The organism is Streptomyces qinglanensis (assembly GCF_900111245.1).
Taxonomy (GTDB): domain Bacteria; phylum Actinomycetota; class Actinomycetes; order Streptomycetales; family Streptomycetaceae; genus Streptomyces; species Streptomyces qinglanensis.
This window is the reverse complement of sequence record NZ_FOGO01000001.1, coordinates 53882-74879: the sequence shown is the minus strand read 5'-3', so window position 1 is coordinate 74879 and position 20998 is coordinate 53882. Positions and strand designations below refer to the sequence as shown.

Sequence of the window (20998 nt, the reverse complement as noted above, 5' to 3'; positions counted from 1 at the left end):
GCGGACCCGCTCAGTGCGGCCACCTCGGCGGATGCGTGCAGAACTCGCCCCCCAGATGTGCCTGCTCGGGGTTTCCGGTGTCCAACTCGCCGTGCTGGGCGATGAGTTCCGCCGCGTAGGGCTCCGAGTCGTCGCGCGGCGCGTAGCCCAGGGCGCGGGCCGGGGCGAGGTCCCACCACAGCCGGGTGTTGGCGGAGGAGCCGTAGACGACCGTGTGGCCGACGTCCGGCGCGGTCAGAGCGGCGTGGAAGAGCCGGGCGCAGTCGCCGAAGCTGAGCCAGGTCGACAGCCCCCGCACGGAGGTCGGTGCCGGTTGGCAGGAGCCGATGCGCACCGAGACGGTCTCGATGCCGTGCCGGTCCCGGTAGAGCTGCGCCAGGTCCTCGCCGAAGGACTTGGAGAGGCCGTAGAAGGTGTCGGGGCGGTGCGGGGTGTCCGGCGGGATCAGCCCCGCGCCGTCCGCGGGGACGGGGGTGAAGCCGACCGCGTGGTTGGAGGAGGCGAAGACGACGCGGCGCACGCCCTCGGCACGGGCGGCCTCGTAGAGCGCGTACGTGCCCCGGATGTTGGCGGCGAGGATCTTCTCGAACGTGGACTCCAGGGAGATCCCCGCCAGGTGCACGATCGCCGCCACGCCCCGGACCGCGGTGCGCAGCGCGTCGGTGTCCGCGGTGCCCAGGTCCAGTACGTGGGCGTCCGGTGCGTCCGGGACCGGGTGCATGTCCAGCAGCCGCAGGGTCCAGCCGTAGCCCGGCAGCAGCTCGCGCATCCGGGTGCCGACGCCCCCGGCGGCGCCGGTCAGCAGTACGGTGCGGGGCGCGGACCCTGCCGCGGGACTCTCGGGCATGTGCGGTCTCCATCCGGTCGTCGTCCGGCGGAACTTCGGCCCCGGTGCGCCGAGGCGGCGCACCGGGCGGGCCGCCAGGGGGAAGGCGACGCTATGAAGGGCCGCACCGCCCGTCAAGGCGCCGCCTCGCCGCCGGCCCGCCCCGCCGCCGGGCCCGCCGCGCGGATCGGGTCACCGCAGCGCCGCCTCCCTCATCTTCCGGGCGACGGGGGCCGCCGGCCCGCTGCCGCCGGCCTCGGCGCGGGCCGCGTCCGAGTCCTCCACCCGCACGGCCACCGCGACCTTCCTGCCGGAGCCCGTCTCGCCGAAGGACGTGAACCAGGCGTACGGCGTCCCGCTGTTGTCGACCCGCGTGCTGGGCCGTGCGGTCTTGCCGCCCACCGTGACCCCGTCGGTCCTGGCGTGGGTGCCGGTGCCCTTCTCCATCACCGTGCCCCATCGCCGACTTGAGCCGCCCGGCGGTGCGTTCGCTCATCACCCCGGTGCGATTCCGGGTCCTCGTAGGCCCGGAGACTTCTCAGGACATTCCCGCCTCTCCGTCCGGGGCCTCTCCCCGCCCCGGAGTGACCACACCGTGTTCGTAGGCCAGGACGACCGCGTGGGTGCGGTCCCGTGCCCCGAGCTTGGCCAGCACCCCGGCCACGTGCGTCTTGACGGTGGCGGTGCCGACCGCGAGCCGCACGGCGATCTCCGCGTTGGTCAGCCCCCGGGCCATCAGCCCGAGCACCGCGGCCTCGCGCGCCGTCAGTCGCGCGGTGAGCGCCGCCGTGCGGCCCCGGTCGGCGTGGCGGGCGGCCAGTGCGCGGACGGCGGCCGGGAAGAGCAGCGACTCGCCGCGCGCCACCAGCCGGATCCCGGCCACCAGGTCCTCGGCGGTCGTCCGCTTGAGGAGGAAGCCGTGCGCCCCGGCGCGCAGCGCGTCGTACACGTAGCTGTCGTTCTCGAAGGTGGTCAGGACCAGGATCCGCGGCGCCTCCACGCCCAGGGACCGCACAAGCTGCTCGGTGGCGCGGATCCCGTCGACCCGCGGCATCCGCACATCCATCAGCACCACGTCGGGGCGCAGCGCGCGCACCGCGGAGACGGCCTCGTCGCCGTCCGTGGCCTCGCCCACCGGCTCGATCCCCGGCTCGGCGGCCAGAATCGCCCGCAGCGCCGTCCGCACCATGTGCTCGTCGTCCGCGAGCAGGACCCGCAGCGGTGCCGATGCCGCCGATGTCATGGGGCACTCTCCCGTTCCGTACCGTTCCCCGGGCCGTCCTTCCGCTGGTGCCCTGCCCCTGCCCCTGCCCCTGCCCCTGCCTCGGCGGCCAGGGGCAGGCGGGCCGCCAGCCGCCACACGCCGCCCGCGTCCTCCGCCCACGCGGTGCCGCCCAGCAGCGCGGCGCGTTCGGAGATCCCGGCCAGGCCCCGCCCGCCCGCGGGGCGCGGTCCCGGCACCGTGCGCGCCGCGTTCTCGACCGTCACCGCCAGCATCTCGCCCTCCGGGGCGCGCTGCCGCTCCAGCCGGACGGACACCGCGGCGCCCGGCGCGTGCCGCAGCGCGTTGCTCAGCCCCTCCTGCACCACCCGGAAGGACTCGGCGGACACCTGGGCGTCCAGCCCGGCCAGCGGGCCGAGCGACGCGTCCACCCGCAGGTCGATCCGGGTGCCGGTGGCGCGGGAGCGGGCGATCACGGACTCCAGGCCCGTGGCCAGTCCGGGCCCCGGCGCCGGGCGGCTCTCCCCGTCCCGCAGTACGCCGAGCATGCCGTCCAGTTCCGCCACCGTGCTCCGGCCGGTCTCCTCGATCGCGGCCAGCGCGGTCCGGACGAACTGCGGGTCGCTGTCCAGCACCCGGCGCGCCGCGGCCGCCTGGAGCGCGACCGCGCTCAGCGCGTGCCCGACCGAGTCGTGCAGATCGCGGGCCAGCCGGTTGCGGGCGGCCAGATCGGCCGCGCGCCGTTCGGCGGCGGCCAGCCGGTCGGCGGGCGTCGGCCCCAGCAGCGGCGGAGCACAGCGCGCCAGCAGCGCCCCGGCGCCGTGCACGGTCGCCGCCAGAGCGGCGAGCAGTGCGAGACCGGCGACCGGAGCCGTCCACAGCGCGCTGCCCGCGTGCGCCCACGGCCAGGCCCACCGGTCGCTGTGCAGGGCCGGGACGAGGGGATGGGCGAGCAGCACCAGGGCCATCGGCGGGACGGCCAGCGAAGCCCCGCTCAGCAGGCCGCCGAGGCCGACGTGCAGCGTGAACCAGCCCGCACAGCGGCGCCGCGCCGCCCACGAGTCGGCCGGGCCCTGGGCGAGCGCGCCGCCCGGCAGCCCGCACAGGGTGCGCGCCGCCGCGGACTCCAGCGCCCGTACGACGGGGAGCAGCCCGGCCGCCGCCACCAGCGGCAGGCAGAGCCCGAAGGCCAGGAACTGCGGGCCGAGCGCGCCGTTCAGGAGGCGGGCCGAGCCGGGCCGTACGACGCCGATGCCCACGTTCACCAGCAGGAAGAACGGCATCAGCAGCGCGCCGCCCTGCAGCAGATGCACCCAGCGCAGTGCCAGGACCCGCACCCGGCCCTCCGGCGGTCCGGCCATCCCCGCTCCCCCCGCCGTCCGTACCGGCTTCAGCCCCGCACCGCCGCACCGGCCGCGGCACCGGCTGCCGGCGGGTGCGCGCGGTGGTGTACCTGCCGGGCCGCCAGGGCCGCGAGGAGCAGCCCGGCGAGTGCCTGGCAAGCATAGGTGAGCAGGGCAGCGCCGCTCGTCTGCTGCCCCAGTGCCCGGCCGGCGCCCGAGAGGTCGCCCAGCAGCAACCAGCCGCCCCAGCAGGCCAGTACCCCGGAGCCGAGCCAGGCCGCGGCCAGGGTCGGCCACAGCCGGGCCCCGCCGGGGCGCTCCGCGCCGCCCGCCCGCAGCAGTCTTGCCACCGCTGCGAGTGCCGTCACCGTATAGAGCAGGAACGTCGCGTCGGTGACGCGGTTGTCGGCGTGCTCGTCGGCCAGCCGCGCCGCGTGTGCCACCAGGACGGGCAGTGACACCGCCACCGCCGCCGCGAACCCGGATGCGGCCCGTGCACCGCCGGACCGTCCCTCGCGCACGTGCCGGTGCAGCGGGGAGCGCAGCAGCGTTCCCCAGCGGTCGCGCACGTAGACGGCGAACAGCCCGCCCAGGGCGAGCGCCTGGACCACGAAGCCGGAGTAGACGACCGTCCACACCCAGCTCTCCAGCAGTGCGTCGGCCCCGTCGGTGTCACCGCCGCCGGTGCCGCCGCCCAGCAGTCCGGACAGCGCCTTGACCGGGAAGGCCACCACGATCGGGCCCAGCAGCCCGCAGGCGGTCCACAGGGGCAGGGTCAGCACGGGGGCGGGGAGCCGCCGTCCCCAGGGCCGGGTGAGCGCGAGCACCAGCAGGACGACGGTGCCGTCCATGGCGGCGGTCAGCGCGTTGAGGAGCCACATGGCGGTGCCGCTGTCGTGCAGCGGGCTGCCTTCCGGGATGCCGGTGAGGCCGCCCGACAGCCAGTTCAGCTTCAGCGTCAGATACGGCAGGCAGGCGGCCACCGCGACGGTGGCGAGGACAGGTCTGGCGTGCGTCATGGCCGTCACGATTCCGGGTACGGCGGCGGCCGGGCATCCGTCCGGGCGGCGAACCGGCTCCCCCGCGCGGCGGAGCCGGCTCGCCGCACAGGGGGAGACCGCGGGACCGGTGAGCCGCCCGGCGGGCCGTCGGCCCGTCAGAGGGTGCGGGTGGCGTACATCAGCCGGTCGCGGGCGTCGAACAGCGCGTGCTTGACGGTCTGTTCGTGCTCGGGCGTCAGCCGGGCCACCGGGACCGAGCAACTGATGGCGTCCCGGGCCGGGGTGCGGCAGGGGACGGCGAGGCCGTAGCAGCGCAGTCCCAGCGTGTTCTCCTCGCGGTCCAGCGCGTACCCCTGTTCGCGCACCAGCCGCAGCTCCTCCAGGAGCTGTGCGCGGTCGGTGCGGGTGTGCTCGGTGAGCTGCTCCAGCGTCTCCGGGAGGATGGCGCGTACCTGCTCGTCCGAGTGCGTGGCCAGCAGTGCCTTGCCCAGCGCGGTCGAGTGCGCGGGCAGCCGGCGGCCGACGCGGGCGACCGGGCGCAGGTGGTGCGGGGACTGCCGGACGGCGAGGTGGACGACGTCGGTGCCGTCCAGCCGGGCCAGGTGGACGGTCTCGGTGGTGTCGGCCAGGAGGTGGTCGAGCGCGGGCTTGGCCGCGGCCACCGCCTCGTCTCCGTCGATGTACGACGTGCCCACCAGCAGCGCCCGCACTCCGATGCCGTACCGGGTGCCGGTGGCGTCCGTCTCGACCCAGCCGAGGTCGGCCAGGGTGCGCAGCAGCATGTAGAGGCTCGACTTGGGATAGCCGACCGCGGTCTGGACGGCGGCGAGGGTGTGCATCCCCGGCCGCTCCGCGAAGAACTCCAGCAGTTCCACCGTCCGTACGGCCGACTTGACCTGCGATCCCCCCGCCTCGGTACCCGGCATCGACCTTGACCCCTCTGTTCGCGCAGCTCTACAGTCCGGAAGGAATTCATCCACAGGGATGTCGTTCAGCATACCGAACGCGCTCTGCGGGGCCCGGACACCTGCCGGGAGCCTGTGGGGGAGCCGATCCGTCCGACCAGGAGGACCCCGGTGGCAGCAGCACCAGTGTGGAGCGTCGACCCCCGTACCGGAAAGCAGCGCGAACGGGTCGCCGACGAGGCCACGGCGGCCGACGTGGACGCGGCCGTGGCAGCCGCGCACCGGGCGCTCCCGGCGCTGGCCGACCGGGTCGCCCGGGCGGCCTTCCTGCGGGCCGCGGCGCAGCGCCTGGAGGCCGACGGTGAGCGGATCGTCGCCGCCGCGGACGCCGAGAGCGCCTTGGGCCCGCCCCGGCTGACCGGTGAACTGGGCCGGACCACCGGGCAGTTGCGCGCCTTCGCCGACGAGGTCGAGGACGGCGGACACCTCGACGTCATCATCGACCACGCCGACCCCGCACGCACCCCGCCCCGCCCCGACCTGCGCCGCTACAAGCTGCCGATCGGCGTCGTCGCGGTCTACGCCGCCTCCAACTTTCCGCTGGCCTTCTCCGTCCCCGGCGGTGACACCGCCAGCGCCCTCGCCGCCGGCTGCCCCGTCGTGGTCAAGGCGCATCCCGACCACCCGGCCACCTCCGAGCTGTGCGCGGCGGCACTGCGCGCCGCCGCAGCCGACACGCAACTCCCCGAGGACGTCGTCTCCGTCGTGCACGGGTTCGAGGCAGGCGTCGAACTGGTGCGGCACCCGCGGGTGTCGGCCGCCGGGTTCACCGGCTCGGTCAAGGGCGGCCGTGCCCTCTTCGACGCGGCTGCCGCCCGGCCCCGCCCGATCCCGTTCCACGGCGAACTCGGCTCGCTCAACCCCGTCGTGGTCACCCCCGCAGCGGCCGCCGAGCGCGCCGAGCAGATCGGCGAGGGACTCGGCGGCTCCATGACCCTGGGCACCGGCCAGTTCTGCGTCAAGCCCGGCCTGGTGCTGGTTCCCGAAGGCGCCGACGGCGACCGGCTGCTGGCGGCGCTCTCCGGTACGCTGCGCGCCACCGCGCCGGGCCATCTGCTCGACGACCGGATGCGGGACGCGTTCCTGGCGGGCGCCGCCGGACGGGCCCGCCTCGCCTCCGTCGGCACCCCGGTCGCCGCCGGGACCGGCGAGGACGAGCGGACGGTGCGGCCCGGACTGTTCACCGTCGCCGCCGCCGACCTGGGCGCGGAGCACGAGCTGCTGTTCGAGGAGTGCTTCGGCCCGGTGACCGTCGCCGTCCGGTACACGGCCGAGGCCGAGGCCGAGGCCGTGCTCGGGCGGATCGAGGGGAGCCTCACCGCGACCGTGCACCTCGGCGCCGACGAGGCCGCCGGCGGCGGCGGTGCCGGCCGGCTGGTCGCGCGGCTCACCGCGCTGGCCGGGCGCGTGCTGGTGAACGGGTGGCCCACCGGTGTCGCCGTCGCCCCCGCGCAGCACCACGGAGGGCCGTACCCCGCCACCACCTCGACCTCGACCTCGGTGGGGGCCACCGCGCTGGAGCGCTGGCTGCGGCCGGTCGTCTTCCAGGACACGCCCGAGGCGCTGCTCCCGCCCGAGCTGCGCGACGCCAATCCGCTGGGACTGCCCCGCCGGATCGACGGCGTACGGGAGCAGCGGGCGGCGGACGGGGCCGTGCGCGGGCCCGCCGCCGGGTAACCGGTGGACCCCGGCCACCGGGCCCGGGACACTGGGCGGATGGACCAACGTGTGCTCGCCGCCGAGTTCCAGCCCGAGGTCACCTACTGCAACACCGCGTCCCAGGGCCTGCTCCCCACGCGTACCGCAGCCGCGCTCACGGCGGCCACTGCCGACATGGCGGCCGGGCGGATCGACCATGCCGCCTACTACGCCGCAGCCGACGCGGCGCGGGCCGCCTTCGCGCGGATCGCCGGGACGACGCCGGACCGTGTCGCGGCCGGCAGCGCGGTCTCCACCCACACCGGACTGGTCGCCGCCTCGCTCCCCGCCGGTGCGGAAGTGCTCGCGCCGGCGGGCGACTTCAGCTCCGTCGTCAATCCCTTCACGGTGCGGGACGATGTGACGCTGCGCACCGTGCCCCTGGCGGACCTGCCCGAGGCGGTGGACGCCTCCACCGCGCTGGTGGCCCTCAGCGCGGTGCAGTCGGCGGACGGCCGGATCGCCGACCTGCCCGCCGTCCGGGCCGCCGCCCGCGCGCACGGCGCACGGGTGCTGCTGGACGCCACGCAGGCCGCGGGCTGGCTGCCCGTCGAGGCCGACGCCTACGACTACGTGGTGTGCAACGCCTACAAGTGGCTGCTGTGCCCGCGGGGTGCGTCGTTCCTGGTCGTCTCATCGCGGGCGCAGGAGGAAGGGGCGCTGCTGCCGCTGCACGCGGGCTGGGTGGCGGGTGCCTCGCCGTGGGACGACTGCTACGGCCCGATCGCGCGGCTGGCTCCGGACGCCCGGGCGTACACGGAGTCGATCGCCTTCCTGCCGTATCTCGGCGCGGTGCCCTCGCTCGCCCTCGTCGAGGAGCTGGGCGGCCCGGAGGCGATCGGCGCGCACGACCGGGCGCTCGCCGCCCGGTTCCGCGCGGGGGTCGCCGAACTGCCCGGCGGGTACGAACCGGTGCCGGGGGACTCGGCGATCGTGGCGGTACCCGGCCTCGGGCACGCCGTCGAGAAGCTGGCCGCTGCCGGGGTGGCGGTCGCGGCCCGGGACGGCAATCTGCGCGCCAGTTTCCACTTGCACAACACCGAGACGGATGTGGACCGGCTGCTCGGCCTGCTGGCCGGCTGACCCGGGGGCCGGTGCCCGAACGTCCCGGCCGGTCCTACGGCCCGGCGCCGCGGCCGGGCACCCGTACCCGCATGGTGCGGGGGCGGGACCCGCAGGTCCCGCCCCCGCACCATCAGGGCACCGGCCGCACCGGCCGCGTCACTTCACCGGAGTGAAGTCCCGCGCCCCGATGAACTCGGGGCGGCGGACGGGTGCGGCGAACGGCTCCACTGCCTCGTTCTCGACGCTGTTGAAGACGATGAACACATTGCTCCGCGGGTGCGGAGTGATGTTGTCACCGCTGCCGTGCATGCAGTTGCAGTCGAACCAGGTCGCCGAGCCGGGCTTGCCCGTGAACAGCTTGATGCTGTGCGCCTCGGCGAACTTGGTCAGGGACTCGTCGGACGGCGTTCCCGCGTCCTGCATCTGCAGCGACTTCTTGTAGTTGTCCTTCGGCGTCTCGCCCGAGCAGCCGAGGAAGGTCTTGTGCGACCCCGGCATGATCATCAGGCCGCCGTTGGTTTCGTAGTTCTCCGTCAGCGCGATCGAGACCGAGACGGCCCGCATGTGCGGCATGCCGTCCTCCGCGTGCCAGGTCTCGAAGTCGGAGTGCCAGTAGAATCCCGTGGCGCCGAAGCCCGGCTTGACGTTGATCCGGGACTGGTGGACGTAGACGTCCGAGCCCAGGATCTGCCGTGCCCTGCCCACGACTCGCGGGTCCCGCACCAGTCGGGCGAAAACCTCGCTGATCTTGTGCACCTCGAACACGGTCCGGACCTCGTTCGACCTCGGCTCCACGATGGAGCGTTCGTCGGCGCGCATGTCCGGATCCGAGGTGAGCCGTTCCAGTTCCCCGCGCAGCACGTCGACCTCGTCAGGCCCGACGAGTTGATCGACGGCGAGGAACCCGTCCCGCTCGAAGCCCGCCAGTTCCGTGGCCTCGATCGGCCCCGGAGTACCCGGTTCGGACCACACGACGGGGTCCATCCGCGGGATGGCCACCTCGGTGGTTCCGCGAGTCGGGTACAGGTCGGCGGTGCGCTCGGGTGCGGTGGTCATGGATGTGCCTTCCTCTCCTCTCGTACGGCCCTGTTCACATGGCGAAACGGCCGGGACGGCCGAAGTGGACCGGCGAACGGTCCCCCATCACGGCGGGGCTGTGCCTCAGCGTGTCAGCACGGGGGAGTCTCGGCACTCCCGTACTGCGGCGCGTCGCCGCTCTGCCCCGGGGTCAGCCCTCGTCGGGCTCGGTGAGCAGCGGGTAGACGCCGTTCTCGTCGTGGTCCTCCCGACCGGTGACCGGCGGGTTGAAGACGCACACGCAGCGGAAGTCGGTCTTCGGACGCATCGTGTGCTTCTCGTGCCCGTCGAGCAGGTACATCGTGCCGGGAGTGATCAGGTGCTTCTCGCCGGTCTCGTCGTTGGTCAGTTCCGCCTCACCCTCGACGCAGAGCACGGCCTCGATGTGGTTGGCGTACCACATGGAGGTCTCGGTTCCCGCGTAGAGGACGGTCTCGTGCAGGGAGAAGCCCACCCTCTCCTTGGCGAGCACGATGCGCTTGCTCTCCCAGGTGCCCGACGCCGCCTTGACGTGCCGGTCGGTGTTCTCGATGTCCTTGAAGGAGCGAACGATCACGGTGCGCTGGTGCCTTTCTCTGTGTGCATTACGGAAGAGGCCCGTCCCGGCTGTGGCAGCCGGGACGGGCCGAGTCATCTCGGTCAGGCGGTCTCGCGGACAGCCCGGGCCAGGATACGCAGCCCTTCGTCCAGTTCGTCAGGGCTGATGGTCAGCGACGGCAGGAGTTTGACGACCTCGCTCTGCGGCCCCGAGGTCTCGATGAGCAGCCCCAGGTCGAAGGCCCGCTTGGCCACCGCGTTGGCGCGGCTCTTGTTGTGGAACTCCAGGCCCCACACCAGGCCGCGGCCGCGGTAGTCGGCCACCTCCTCGGGGTGCTCCTCGGCGATGGCCTTCAACTGCGCCTCGACCTGCTCGCCGCGGGAGAGCGTCTGCTTCTCCATCTGGCCGTCCGCCCAGTAGGTCTGCAGGGCGGCGGTCGCGGTCACGAAGGCCGGGTTGTTGCCGCGGAAGGTGCCGTTGTGCTCGCCCGGCTCCCAGATGTCCAGCTCCGGCTTGAACAGGGTGAGCGCCAGCGGCATCCCGTAGCCGCCGATGGACTTCGACAGGGTGATGATGTCCGGCTTGATGCCCGCCTCCTCGAAGGAGAAGAAGGCACCGGTGCGGCCGCAGCCCATCTGGATGTCGTCGAGGATCAGCAGCATGTCGTGCCGCTCGCACAGCTCGGACAGGGCCCGCAGCCACTCCGCGCGGGCGACGTTGATGCCGCCCTCGCCCTGCACCGACTCGACGATCACGGCGGCGGGCTTGTTCAGACCGGAACCCTGGTCCTCCAGCAGCCGCTCGAACCAGACGAAGTCCTCGGTGGTGCCGTTGAGGTAGTCGTCGAACGGCATCGGGGTGCCGTGCACCAGCGGGATGCCGGCGCCCGCGCGCTTGAAGGCGTTGCCGGTGACCGCGAGCGAGCCCAGCGACATGCCGTGGAAGGCGTTGGTGAAGGAGACGATCGACTCGCGGCCCTTGACCTTGCGGGCCAGCTTCAGCGCCGCCTCCACGGCGTTGGTGCCGGTCGGGCCCGGGAACATCACCTTGTGGTCCATGCCGCGCGGCTTGAGGATCAGCTCCTGGAAGGTCTCCAGGAACGCGCGCTTGGCGCTGGTGGACATGTCCAGTCCGTGCACCACGCCGTCGCGCTCGAGGTAGTCCAGCAGCGCCCGTTTGAGGACCGGGTTGTTGTGGCCGTAGTTGAGGGTGCCCGCTCCGGCGAAGAAGTCCAGGTAGGTGTGGCCGTCCTCGTCGTACATGTGTGCGCCCTGCGCGCGGTCGAAGACGGTCGGCCAGCCGCGGCAGTAGCTGCGCACCTCCGACTCCACGGTTTCGAAGACGCTGAGGTCGGGCGGGGTGATGGTCACAGCTTGCTCCAGGGAGTGAGTCGTGTGCGAAGAAAGTCTGGTTATGGGCGGTCGGCGACGGTGCCTACCCGCCGGGGTGCGGCCGTATACGTCAGCGCTTCGATGCGCCGGGAAACACGACCGGACCGATCCGGTACAGCACTTCCGGCAGGTGGCCGTCCTCCGGGAAGAGAGCGGCGTCGAACAGCACGTCCTTGGCGACCGCGGCCGAGTGGCGCTGTGCGTAGGAGGTGAACAGCCGGTTGGAGGGGGTGTTGTCCGGGGTGACCGTGGTCTCGACGGTGTCGATGCCGAGCTCCTCGGCGACGCGGAGCGTCAGCCCGTCCAGCATCGCGGCGGCGAGTCCGCGACCGCGGGCGGCCTCGTCGACGGCGACCTGCCAGACGAGGAGGGTGCGCGGCTGCTGGGGGCGCACGTAGCCGGTGATGAAACCGACCGGCTCGCCCGCGCCGTCGCGGGCGACCACCGAGGTGGCGGCGAAGTCGCGGCACCACAGCAGGTAGCTGTACGAGGAGTTCAGGTCGAGGGTCTTCGAGTCGCGGGCGATGCGCCAGATCGCGGCTCCGTCGTCCACACGGGGTGTGTCGAGCTTCAGTCCCTCCGGCATTTCGAGAAAGTCTCTGTGGGCACCTGCATGGTCTGCTTGTGCGGCGGTCATGTGAATTCAATTTACCCAGCAGAATCTGAAACTGCACGGGGGAGAGGGGTTACGCGGAAGGGGGTCCATGTGTTATCGCGCACGGGCGTGCGGGCGCGCAGACCCGCCGGGATCGGCCCCAATTTAGGCGGATGTGTCCGTGTATAGCAGTCGACCTGTGGAGTACGTCACAGTGCTATAACGTCGTCGGTACCGGCCCCGGATTAGCGAGTCACAGGTAACAAAATCTTAGCGTTTGAGCTTGCGGAAAGCGGGCAGAAGAATAAGGGCCCCTGCATCGGAAATGTGACCCGGATTGCATCGTAAAGCTGGAGCCTACGACGTGTCTGCCTTTTCGGCGGATCCGTCGCCCGCATTCTTCGCTTTCGGATCCGCCGGTGTTCACACCGGCGTCTCCCGCCGGACCGCCCCACCGCGGGCGCTCTGGACGCCGCGGCGCCCCGCACTCGTACAGTGCGGGCATGAGCGAGCGCGCGAGTCTGCATATCAAGGGGCGGGTGCTGGTCGGGCCCGAGGACGTACGGGACGAGCTGTGGGTGGTGGACGGGCACGTCACCTACCGGCGGCCCGCCGCGTCCGGCGGCACCGGGCCCGACGTGCTGACCGGCTGGGTGCTCCCGGGGCTGGTGGACGCGCACTGCCACGTCGGGCTGGACGCGCACGGCCCGGTGGACGACTCGACCAGCGAGAAGCAGGCGCTCACCGACCGGGAGGCGGGCGCGCTGCTGCTGCGCGACGCCGGATCGCCCTCCGACACCCGCTGGATCGACGACCGTGACGAGCTGCCCCGCATCATCCGCGCCGGCCGCCACATCGCCCGTACCCGCCGCTACATCCGCAACTACGCGCACGAGATCGAACCCGGCGACCTGGCGGCGTACGTCCGCCGCGAGGCGCGGCGCGGCGACGGCTGGGTCAAGCTCGTCGGCGACTGGATCGACCGGGACGAGGGCGATCTGAGCTCCTGCTGGCCGCGCTGGGCCGTCGAGGAGGCCATCGCGGCCGCGCACGAGGAGGGTGCCCGGGTCACCGCGCACTGCTTCGCCGAGGACTCGCTGCGCGACCTGGTGGAGGCCGGGATCGACTGCATCGAGCACGCCACCGGGCTGACCGAGGAGACCATCCCGCTCTTCGCCGAGCGCGGCGTCGCCATCGTGCCCACCTTGGTCAACATCGCCACCTTCCCGGCCCTCGCCGCGGGCGGCGAGGCGAAGTTCCCCCGTTGGGCCGCCCATATGCGCTCCCTGCACGCCCGCCGCTACGACACCGTGCGGGCCGCCTGGGACGCGGGTGTCCCCGTCTTCACCGGCACCGACGCGGGCGGTTCGCTGGCGCACGGGCTGGTCGGCCAGGAGATCGCCGAGCTGGTGACGGCGGGTATACCGGTGCTGGACGCGCTCGCCGCGAGCACCTGGGCCGCCCGGGACTGGCTGGGCCGCCCCGGTCTCACCGAGGGCGCGCCCGCCGACTTCGTCCTCTACGACGCGGATCCGCGCGCCGACGTCCGCGTACTGCAAGCCCCGAGTCACGTGGTGCTGCGGGGGCGCGTGGTGCGCTGATCCGGGGGACGTGCGGGCCGCCGGGGTGCGGGATGCGGGCGCGCCCGGGGCGCGGGCCCCCGGGTGCGGGCCGCGGGACCGGACCGGCGGTGCGGCAGGCCCCGCTGACAGACAGGCGTGCGTACTCCAGCCTGGACCCATGAGCCCCACCGGACCCAGGACCAGTGCGCGTACGCTGCTCGCCCGGCTGGCGACCGGCTTCCGTGAGTGCCACCCCGGGGGCGCCGGGCCCGGCCCGTCCCCGGCCGACGGCCCGCTGGGCTGGCCCGGGTACGACGCGATGCGCGCGCGGGCGCACGAGCGCACCGGGGAGCACGAGTCGGTGGTGTGCGGCACCGGGCGGATCGGCGGGAGCGACGCCGTACTGCTCTGCTTCGAGTTCGGCTACCTCGGCGGCTCCCTGGGGGAGCGCACGGGTGACCGGATCGAGGCCGCCCACACCCGGGCGCGGGAGCTGCGGCTGCCCCTCGTCACGCTGGTCGCCACCGGCGGCAGCCGGATGCAGGAGGGGATGCGGGCCCTCGTCCAGCTCCAGCGGGTGGCCCGGCAGAGCGCGCTGACCCGCGCGGCGGGGCTGCCGCAGCTCGCGGTCGTCCGCGATCCGACCACCGGCGGCGGCTGGGCCACCCTGGCCGCGGGCGCCGACGTGGTGCTCGCGCTGCCCGGGGCGCAGGCCGCGTTCGCGGGCTCACGGGTGCGGCCCGGCGGGGCCGAACCCGCCGCGTACACCGCGGAGGCCCAGCACGCGGCCGGGCACCTCGACCGGATCGTGCCCGAGGCGGAACTCCCGGAGGCGCTCGCCCGCTGGCTCACCCTGCTCACCCCGGCCTCCGGCGGCCGGGAGCGGCCCGAGCCCGTCCCGGTGCCCGGCGCCCTGCCCGGACCGTCCGGCGGGCGGCTGCCCGCCGGCGGCGCCGAAGCCGTCGCGCGCGCCCGTGCGGCGGACCGCCCCCGCGCCGCCGCCTATCTGGATGCCTGCCTCACCGGCCGCGAGGAGATCAGCGGTGACCGCTGCGGCGGCACCGATCCGGGCGTGCGGTGCGGATTCGGGCGGCACGCGGGCCGCACAGTCGCCTACGCGGCGCAGTGCGGAACCCCCACCCGTCCGGCCGGGTACCGCACCGCGGCGCGGCTCATCAGGCTGGCCGACCGGTTGCGCCTCCCGGTCCTGACGCTGATCGACACCCCCGGCGCCGCCAACGGGCCGGAGGACGAGCGTGCCGGTGCGGGCCCCGCCATCGCCGAGGTGTTCTCCGCCGTCGCCGAGGCCACCGTCCCCCTCACCTCCCTCCTGATCGGCGAGGGCGGCTCGGGCGGTGCCCTCGTGCTGGCCGCGCCGGGCAGCCTGTGGGCCACGCCCGACAGCTACTTCTCGGTCATCGCCCCGGAGTCGGCCGCCGCCATTCTCAAACGCGGCCCCGACCAGGTGCAGCGGACCGCCGAGGAGTTGCGGCTGCGCCCGCAGGACGCCGTCGAACTGGGCGTGGTCCGCGGTGTGGTGGGCCCGGCGCCCGGTGCGGCAGCGGAGCGGGGCGATCCCCGCGGCGCCGGGGGCGGCATCGGTGGTGACCGAGGAGCGGGGGAGTAGCCGGCCGCTGCGGCGTCCGGTCCGGCCGGACGGTCCCCGCCGGGGCACCCCGTGTCCGGTCCCGGGGCCCGGTCCCCGGCCGGTCAGGGGATGGCGCGTGGTCGTCTTGCGCGTGGTGTGCACCCCACCCCGAAGGATGGATAAGGTTAGGCTAACCTTTGCCGGGTGAATGCCGGTGAAGAGAACCCGACGGTGCGCCGCCCCCGCGGGCATGAGCTGTCCGCCACGGGCGTCACCGTGGCCTACGACGGCGTCGACGTCGTCCATGACGCCTCGTTGACGCTGCGCCCCGGCGTGGTGACGGTCCTGGTGGGCCCGAACGGCAGCGGGAAGTCGACGCTGCTGCGCACCCTCGCCCGGCTGCAGCGGCCCCGGAGCGCGGCGCTCACCCTCGACGGCGAGACCGACGGACTGGCCCTGACCCCGCGGGAGTTCTCCCGCCGCGTCACGCTGCTGACCCAGGGACGGCCGACACCCAGCGGACTGACCGTGCGGGATGTCGTCGAGTTCGGCCGCTATCCGTACCGCGGCCGCTGGGGCAAGGCAGATCCGGACGGCCGGGCCGCCGTGGACCGCGCGCTGGCCCTCACGGGCCTCGCGGACCTGTCCGAACGGGGCGCCGAGCACCTCTCCGGAGGCCAGCTCCAGCGGGTGTGGCTCGCGAGCTGCCTCGCCCAGGACACCGGCCTGCTGCTCCTCGACGAGCCGACCACCTACCTCGACCTGCGCTACCAGGTCGAACTCCTCGACCTCGTCCGGGACCTGGCCGACGACCACGGCGTGGCCGTCGGCGCCGTCCTGCACGACCTCGACCAGGCCGCCGCCGTCGCCGACCGGATCGTCCTGCTGGACGCGGGGCGGATCGTCGCCGACGGCCTCCCCGAGGACGTGCTGACGCCCCAGCGGCTCACCGACACCTACGGCATCCGCATCGAGGTCGACACCGATCCCCGCACCGGCCGGCTGCGCACCCGCGCGATCGGCCGGCACCACGCGCGAAACGAGAGGCTCCGCACCGCATGAGACACCTCCTTCTGGGCGCCGCGGCCGTCGCCGCGGCCCTCACCCTGACCGCCTGCGGCACCACCGAGCCAACGGCCGACGACGCCGGGAAGAAGAGCGACCCCGTCACCCTCACCGACGCCTCCGGCAAGAAGGTCGAGCTCGACGCGCCCGCGAAGAAGGTCGTGGGAACCGAGTGGCACGAGGTCGAACTCCTGGTGTCGCTCGGCGTCGACCCGGTCGGTGTCGCCGACGTCGAGGGCTACCGGACCTGGGACACCGCGGTTCCGCTGAAGAACAAGCCCCGGGACATCGGCACCCGCGGCGAGCCCAGCATGGACACCGTCGCAGCCCTCAAGCCGGACCTCGTCATCGCCAGCACCGACCTGCCGCCGAAGGCGGTGAAGCAACTGCGCAGGATCGCCCCGGTGCTGGAGGTGCAGTCGGCCGACGCCTCCGATCCGATCGGGCACATGAAGGAGAACCTCGACCTGGTCGCCGAGGCCACCGGCACCATGAAGCGGGCCGAGAAGCTCGAGAAGGACTTCGACGCGCACCTCGCCGACGGCAGGAAGGCCCTGGCCGACGCCGGTATGGCGGGCGCCCGGTACGCTTTCGCCGACGGCTACGTCAACGCCAACCAGGTCTCGGTCAGGCCCTTCACCAGCGGCTCGCTCACCGGAGCCGTGAACGAGAAGCTCGGCCTGAAGAACGACTGGAAGGTCAAGGGCGACAAGGCGTACGGCCTCGGCAGCACCGACGTCGAGGGCCTCACCAAGCTCGACGACGACGTCCACTTCGCCTACATCGGCAACGACGGCGACAAGAGCAGCACGCCGTTCACCGGCGCCCTCGCCGACGACTCCGTGTGGAAGTCGCTGCCGTTCGTCAAGAAGGGCAACGTCCACCGGCTGCCCGACGGCATCTGGATGTTCGGCGGTCCCGAGTCGATGAACCAGTACATCGACGCGGTCGTCGAGGCCCTGGCGGAGTAGCGGCATGGCCGTCACCGCGACCCCCTCCGGTCCCCCTCCGCCCGCCGCGCCCCGCGAGGCCGGGATCCGGCAGGACCCGGCCCGGAAGGGCGCGGCCGCGGTGGCGGCCGCTCTGCTGCTGCTCGTGGCGGGCCTCGCGCTCGTCGACATCACGCAGGGCACCGCCGCGGCCGGTGCCCCCGAGGTCTGGAAGGCGCTCACCGGCCGGGCCGACCCCTCCGACGCGTCCGTCGTGATCGCCTCCCGGCTGCCGAGGGCGACTGCGGGGCTGCTCGTCGGCACCGTCCTGGGCGCGGCGGGTGCCGCCCTGCAGGCGGTCAGCCGCAACGTGCTCAGCTCCCCCGACACCCTCGCCGTGAACGCGGGCTCCTATCTGGCGCTCGGGCTGGCCGCCGTCACCGGAGTCTCGCTGCCGCTGCTCGCCTCCTCCGGGATCGCGTTCGCCGGGGGCCTCGCGGCGGCGGCCGTCGTGCTCGGACTGTCCGGCCTGGGCGCGGGCACCGTGCGGCTCGTGCTCGCCGGGAGTGCCCTGACCCTCGGCCTCACCGCCGTCACCCAGGCGCTGCTGCTGCTCCACCCCGAGGAGACCCACGGCCTCTACCAGTGGAAGCAGGGCAGCATCGCGCAGCACGGGTTCGACGGCGTGCTGCAGTTGGCGCCCATCGGCCTGTTCGCCCTCCTCGGGCTGCTGCTGGCCGCGCGCCGGGTCGACGCCCTGGCCCTCGGGGACGACGCGGCCCGCGGCCTCGGCGTCCCCGTCCGCGCCACCCGCGTCACGGGCGTGGTCCTCGCGACGCTGCTGTCCGCCGCGGCCGTCACCCTCGCGGGGCCGATCGGCTTCGTCGGGCTGTGCGCCCCCGCTCTCGTCCGCCCCCTCGCCCGCCGGTACCGCGCCTTCGCCCGGGCGCGGGCCCGCATCCCCGCGGCGGGGCTGGCCGGAGCGGCGCTGGTACTCGGTTCGGACGTGCTGCTGCGCGCCCTCGTGCCCGCGGACGTCGCGGTCGCGGTGCCGACCGGCGTCGTCACCAGCCTCGTCGGCGCCGTCTTCCTGATCGTGATGGCCACCCGGGTGCGGGACACCGCCGGAGCGGCAGCGCAGGACCGGCTGCGCCTCCGGAGCCGAACCGTCTTCCTCACCACCGTGGCCGTCCTGGTGGCCGTGCTCGTCGCGGTGGCCGTCGCCGCCGTCCTGCTGGGGGACGCCAAGCTGCTGCTGGGCGACGTGTTCAACTGGGTCCAGGGCAGGGCGGGCCGCACCGTGTCCTTCGTACTGGACACCCGGGTGCCCCGGGCCCTGTGCGCGCTCCTCACCGGTGCGGCGCTCGCCCTGGCCGGGACGCTCGTCCAGGCCGTGACCCGCAACCCCCTCGCCGAGCCGTACGTCCTGGGCGTCTCCGGCGGCGCCGCACTGGGCGCTGTGGCCCTCGTGACGACGGTGCCCCTGGCCGGATCGTGGAGCGTGGCCGGTGCGGCGTTCGCGGGCGCCGCGCTCACCGCCGTGCTCGTCTTCGGACTCGCCGCCCGGGGCGGCTTCCGGCAGAACCGTCTGGTCCTCGTCGGGTTCGGCTTCGCCACCGGGACCGCGGCGCTGATCAGCCTGCTCGTCATCCTCACCGACCCGTTCAACGCCATCAAGGCCCTCACCTGGCTGTCGGGTTCCACCTACGGGCGGACCCTGGCCGACGCGGTGCCGCTCGCGGCCGTGCTCGCCGTCGGCGTCGCCGTCGCGGTCGCCCGGCGCAGGGAACTCGACCTGGTGTCGCTCGACGAGGACACCCCGCGCCTCCTCGGGCTGAACCTGGGACGGGCCCGGCTCGGCTTCCTCGTCCTGAGCGTGGTGCTCAGCGCCTCCGCCGTGGCGGCCGCCGGTGCCATCGGCTTCGTCGGCCTCGTCGCACCGCACGCGGCCCGCGCCCTGGTGGGCAGGCAGCACCACCGGGTGATCCCGGTGGCCGTGCTGCTCGGCGCCGTCCTGGTGGGCTCCGCCGACCTGCTGGGCCGCACCGTGATCGCACCGGCCCAGCTGGGTGCCGGACTGGTGACCGCCGTGATCGGTACGCCGTACTTCCTGCACCTCCTCGCCCGCAGCCGCCGGTAGCGCCGGACCGGGCGCGTCCCCGCCGTGCGGCTGCCCGCGCGGGGTCCGTACACCGCCACCGGGCCGTCCGGGACGGCCGGTTGCCGGCGCGTTGCGCAAAGCCGCCTGTCCGCGCACGGCTCCGGCTGGGACAATGGGGACGACGCCCGCCACGGCGACCGTCGGCAGCCGACCACCGACGGCCAACCCGAAGCGAAGGATGCGCCATGACGGAACGCAAGCCGCCCGGAATCAGCTTCGAGAGCTGGGCCGACCGGCAGATCAGGGAGGCCGAGGAGCGCGGCGAGTTCGCGGACCTGCCCGGCACCGGGAAGCCGCTGCCCGGCCTGGACAAGCCGTACACCGAACAGTGGTGGGTCGAGCGCAAGATGCGCGACGAGAACCTCTCCTACCTGCCGCCCTCCCTCGCGCTCCGCAAGGAGGCCCAGGAGGCCCGGGAACAGGCTGCGCGGGCCCGCTCGGAGGCGGAGGTGCGGCGGATCCTCACCGAGATCAACGAGAAGATCGACGAGGCCGTCCGCCGCCCCCCGGAGGGCCCGCCGCACCGCCTCGTCCCCTTCGACGTGGAGAGCGCGGTGCGGGAGTGGCGCTCGGCCCGCCGCACCGAGGGCCGCTGACGCACCCCGCCGGGCCCGGCCCGGTCCGGGTCGGGCCCGGCGCGTTCCGGTGCGCGATGCCTCACACCTCGCCGCGGGCCATCGCCACCAGGCGCTCCAGCACCGCGCCCCCGCTGACCCGCAGCCCGTCGTGCTCCCACTCGTCGGTCACCCAGGTGCGCACCCCGGCCACGGCGTGCGCGGTGGCCAGCGAGTCGTCGCGGTCGACGTACATGTCGTCGTGGTAGACGGCCGCGTACACCGGCACCTCGTTGCGGGCCAGTCGCCGTGTGTCGTACAGGTCCGGCCAGTCGCCCCGCTCCGCCAGCAGCAGCGCCGCCTCGCGCAGCGGCACCAGCGCCGGGTCGAGGTCGAACATCCACGGGTAGATCATCTCCCCGGTGAAGAGCACCGGCTCGTCCGCGGACAGCGCGCGCCCCGCGTCGAACTCGGGGAATTCCGCACGCACCCGCTGTGCGGCCCACCGGGTACCGCCGGCGCTCACCGAGCGCTGCGCCCAGATCGGTTCGTGCAGCGCGGCGAAGAGCGGATTGGCCGCCAGCGAGACCTGCGCCCGCACCCCCTCCAGGAAGCCGTCCGACAGCTCCGGCCCCGCCGCGCCGCCGATCCAGGCGTCCTCCAGCAGGTAGTGCAGCCGGTGCGAGCCCGAGCCCTCGCCCAGCAGCATGCCCAGGTACTGGAACCGCTCCACCGTCAGCGGACTCCCGTCCGGGAGCCGCACCTCGTGCTCCGCCAGGTGGGCCGCGATCCGCCGCGCCGCCGCCACGTCCTGCGGGTAGCGCGCATAGTGCGCCGCGTTCTTGGCGGCCACCCGCGGGTAGGCCGCGCGGTAGGCGTCCTCCGGGCCGGTGCGCAGCCCCGGCAGACCGCCCGTCACGAACGCTTCCCGGATCCCCTCGGGCGCGAGCGAGAGGTAGGTGAGGGTCCAGAAGCCGCCGAAGCTCTGCCCGAGCGTCGACCACGGCACGTCCTCGCCCAGCAGCCGCCTCCTGATCAGTTCCGCGTCCCGGACGATCGAGTCGGCCCGGAAGTGCGCCAGATGGGCGGCCTGCTGCCGCGCGGTGCCGCGTGCCGCGAGGGACTGCCGGTTGGCGGGGGAGGAGCGCCCGGTGCCGCGCTGGTCGAGCAGCAGCACCCGGTAGTGCCGCAGCGCCACCTGGAGCCAGTCGGCCCGGCCGACCGGACGCGGCGCACCGTTGCCGGGCCCGCCCTGGAGGAACAGCAGCCAGGGCAGATCCTCGTCCTGGCGGCCCGTGGCGGCCACCTCGCGGGCGAACACCTCGACCTGCTCGCCGTCCGGCCGCGCGTGGTCCAGCGGTACGGCGAAGACGTGGTCCCGCAGCACGGTGCCGGGGTGCCGCAGCACGGTGGGCATG

Annotated in this window: 19 protein-coding genes; 8 read left to right on the top strand and 11 right to left on the bottom strand. The window is 74.1% G+C overall.

From position 1 onward, the window contains the following. Positions 1-10: 10 nt before the first annotated feature. The 6 genes from BMX65_RS00360 to BMX65_RS00335 all read right to left on the bottom strand — a co-directional run bounded on the left by BMX65_RS00360 (position 11) and on the right by BMX65_RS00335 (position 5318). Positions 11-847, bottom strand: coding sequence for an NAD-dependent epimerase/dehydratase family protein (locus BMX65_RS00360; RefSeq protein ID WP_074998085.1), 837 nt, complete (start codon positions 845-847; stop codon positions 11-13). A 171-nt stretch (positions 848-1018) separates the two neighbouring features. Further along, positions 1019-1273: a penicillin-binding transpeptidase domain-containing protein gene (locus BMX65_RS00355; RefSeq protein ID WP_074998084.1), complete on the bottom strand. Its 255-nt coding sequence runs from the start codon at positions 1271-1273 to the stop codon at positions 1019-1021. A 91-nt stretch (positions 1274-1364) separates the two neighbouring features. Beyond that, a complete protein-coding gene (locus tag BMX65_RS00350) occupies positions 1365-2069 on the bottom strand; it encodes a response regulator transcription factor (RefSeq protein WP_074998083.1) in 705 nt (234 codons plus the stop codon). Further along, positions 2066-3409 (bottom strand): sensor histidine kinase, encoded by a 1344-nt coding sequence (locus tag BMX65_RS00345; protein ID WP_074998082.1) that lies wholly within the window; start codon positions 3407-3409, stop codon positions 2066-2068. Before BMX65_RS00345 ends, BMX65_RS00350 begins: the two co-directional genes overlap by 4 nt. 29 nt (positions 3410-3438) lie before the next feature. Next, positions 3439-4410, bottom strand: a complete 972-nt coding sequence (locus tag BMX65_RS00340) for a hypothetical protein (RefSeq protein WP_074998081.1) — start codon at positions 4408-4410, stop codon at positions 3439-3441. A gap of 137 nt (positions 4411-4547) precedes the next feature. Next, a complete protein-coding gene (locus tag BMX65_RS00335; RefSeq protein WP_074998080.1) occupies positions 4548-5318 on the bottom strand; it encodes an IclR family transcriptional regulator in 771 nt (256 codons plus the stop codon). Between the two features lie 150 nt (positions 5319-5468). Here BMX65_RS00335 and BMX65_RS00330 point away from each other — a divergent pair, with 150 nt between their 5' ends. Together BMX65_RS00330 and BMX65_RS00325 are read left to right on the top strand one after the other, a co-directional pair. Beyond that, on the top strand, positions 5469-7034 hold the full coding sequence (locus tag BMX65_RS00330) for an aldehyde dehydrogenase (NADP(+)) (RefSeq protein ID WP_074998079.1): 1566 nt from the start codon (positions 5469-5471) through the stop codon (positions 7032-7034). A gap of 39 nt (positions 7035-7073) precedes the next feature. Continuing rightward, positions 7074-8138, top strand: a complete 1065-nt coding sequence (locus tag BMX65_RS00325) for an aminotransferase class V-fold PLP-dependent enzyme (protein ID WP_074998078.1) — start codon at positions 7074-7076, stop codon at positions 8136-8138. A gap of 138 nt (positions 8139-8276) precedes the next feature. On the opposite strand, the gene thpD is transcribed toward BMX65_RS00325, so the two are convergent. From thpD to ectA, 4 genes are all read right to left on the bottom strand, one after another. Then, complete coding sequence (gene thpD / locus BMX65_RS00320; protein ID WP_074998077.1) at positions 8277-9176, bottom strand: ectoine hydroxylase; 900 nt, start codon at positions 9174-9176, stop codon at positions 8277-8279. 172 nt (positions 9177-9348) lie between these two features. Next, positions 9349-9753, bottom strand: a complete 405-nt coding sequence (locus tag BMX65_RS00315) for an ectoine synthase (protein ID WP_074998076.1) — start codon at positions 9751-9753, stop codon at positions 9349-9351. Positions 9754-9836: 83 nt separating this feature from the next. After that, positions 9837-11105: a diaminobutyrate--2-oxoglutarate transaminase gene (gene ectB / locus BMX65_RS00310; protein WP_074998075.1), complete on the bottom strand. Its 1269-nt coding sequence runs from the start codon at positions 11103-11105 to the stop codon at positions 9837-9839. A gap of 91 nt (positions 11106-11196) precedes the next feature. Further along, complete coding sequence (gene ectA, locus BMX65_RS00305; protein ID WP_027759477.1) at positions 11197-11712, bottom strand: diaminobutyrate acetyltransferase; 516 nt, start codon at positions 11710-11712, stop codon at positions 11197-11199. Between the two features lie 512 nt (positions 11713-12224). Here ectA and BMX65_RS00300 point away from each other — a divergent pair. The 6 genes from BMX65_RS00300 to BMX65_RS00275 all read left to right on the top strand — a co-directional run bounded on the left by BMX65_RS00300 (position 12225) and on the right by BMX65_RS00275 (position 19622). Further along, positions 12225-13322 carry an amidohydrolase family protein gene (locus BMX65_RS00300; RefSeq protein ID WP_074998074.1) on the top strand — a complete coding sequence of 366 codons (1098 nt, stop codon included), beginning with the start codon at positions 12225-12227 and terminating at the stop codon, positions 13320-13322. A gap of 139 nt (positions 13323-13461) precedes the next feature. Beyond that, positions 13462-14910, top strand: a complete 1449-nt coding sequence (locus tag BMX65_RS00295) for a carboxyl transferase domain-containing protein (protein ID WP_074998073.1) — start codon at positions 13462-13464, stop codon at positions 14908-14910. Positions 14911-15075: 165 nt separating this feature from the next. Next, positions 15076-15933 (top strand): ABC transporter ATP-binding protein, encoded by an 858-nt coding sequence (locus BMX65_RS00290; protein WP_074998072.1) that lies wholly within the window; start codon positions 15076-15078, stop codon positions 15931-15933. Next, complete coding sequence (locus tag BMX65_RS00285; protein ID WP_074998071.1) at positions 15930-16907, top strand: ABC transporter substrate-binding protein; 978 nt, start codon at positions 15930-15932, stop codon at positions 16905-16907. Before BMX65_RS00290 ends, BMX65_RS00285 begins: the two co-directional genes overlap by 4 nt. Positions 16908-16911: 4 nt before the next feature. Then, a complete protein-coding gene (locus tag BMX65_RS00280) occupies positions 16912-19005 on the top strand; it encodes an iron ABC transporter permease (RefSeq protein ID WP_074998070.1) in 2094 nt (697 codons plus the stop codon). Between the two features lie 206 nt (positions 19006-19211). Then, positions 19212-19622, top strand: a complete 411-nt coding sequence (locus BMX65_RS00275) for a DnaJ family domain-containing protein (protein ID WP_019358296.1) — start codon at positions 19212-19214, stop codon at positions 19620-19622. Between the two features lie 61 nt (positions 19623-19683). Here the strand turns inward: BMX65_RS00275 and BMX65_RS00270 are convergent, their stop codons facing one another. Beyond that, positions 19684-20997, bottom strand: a complete 1314-nt coding sequence (locus tag BMX65_RS00270; protein WP_074998069.1) for an alpha/beta fold hydrolase — start codon at positions 20995-20997, stop codon at positions 19684-19686. Position 20998: the final 1 nt, after the last annotated feature.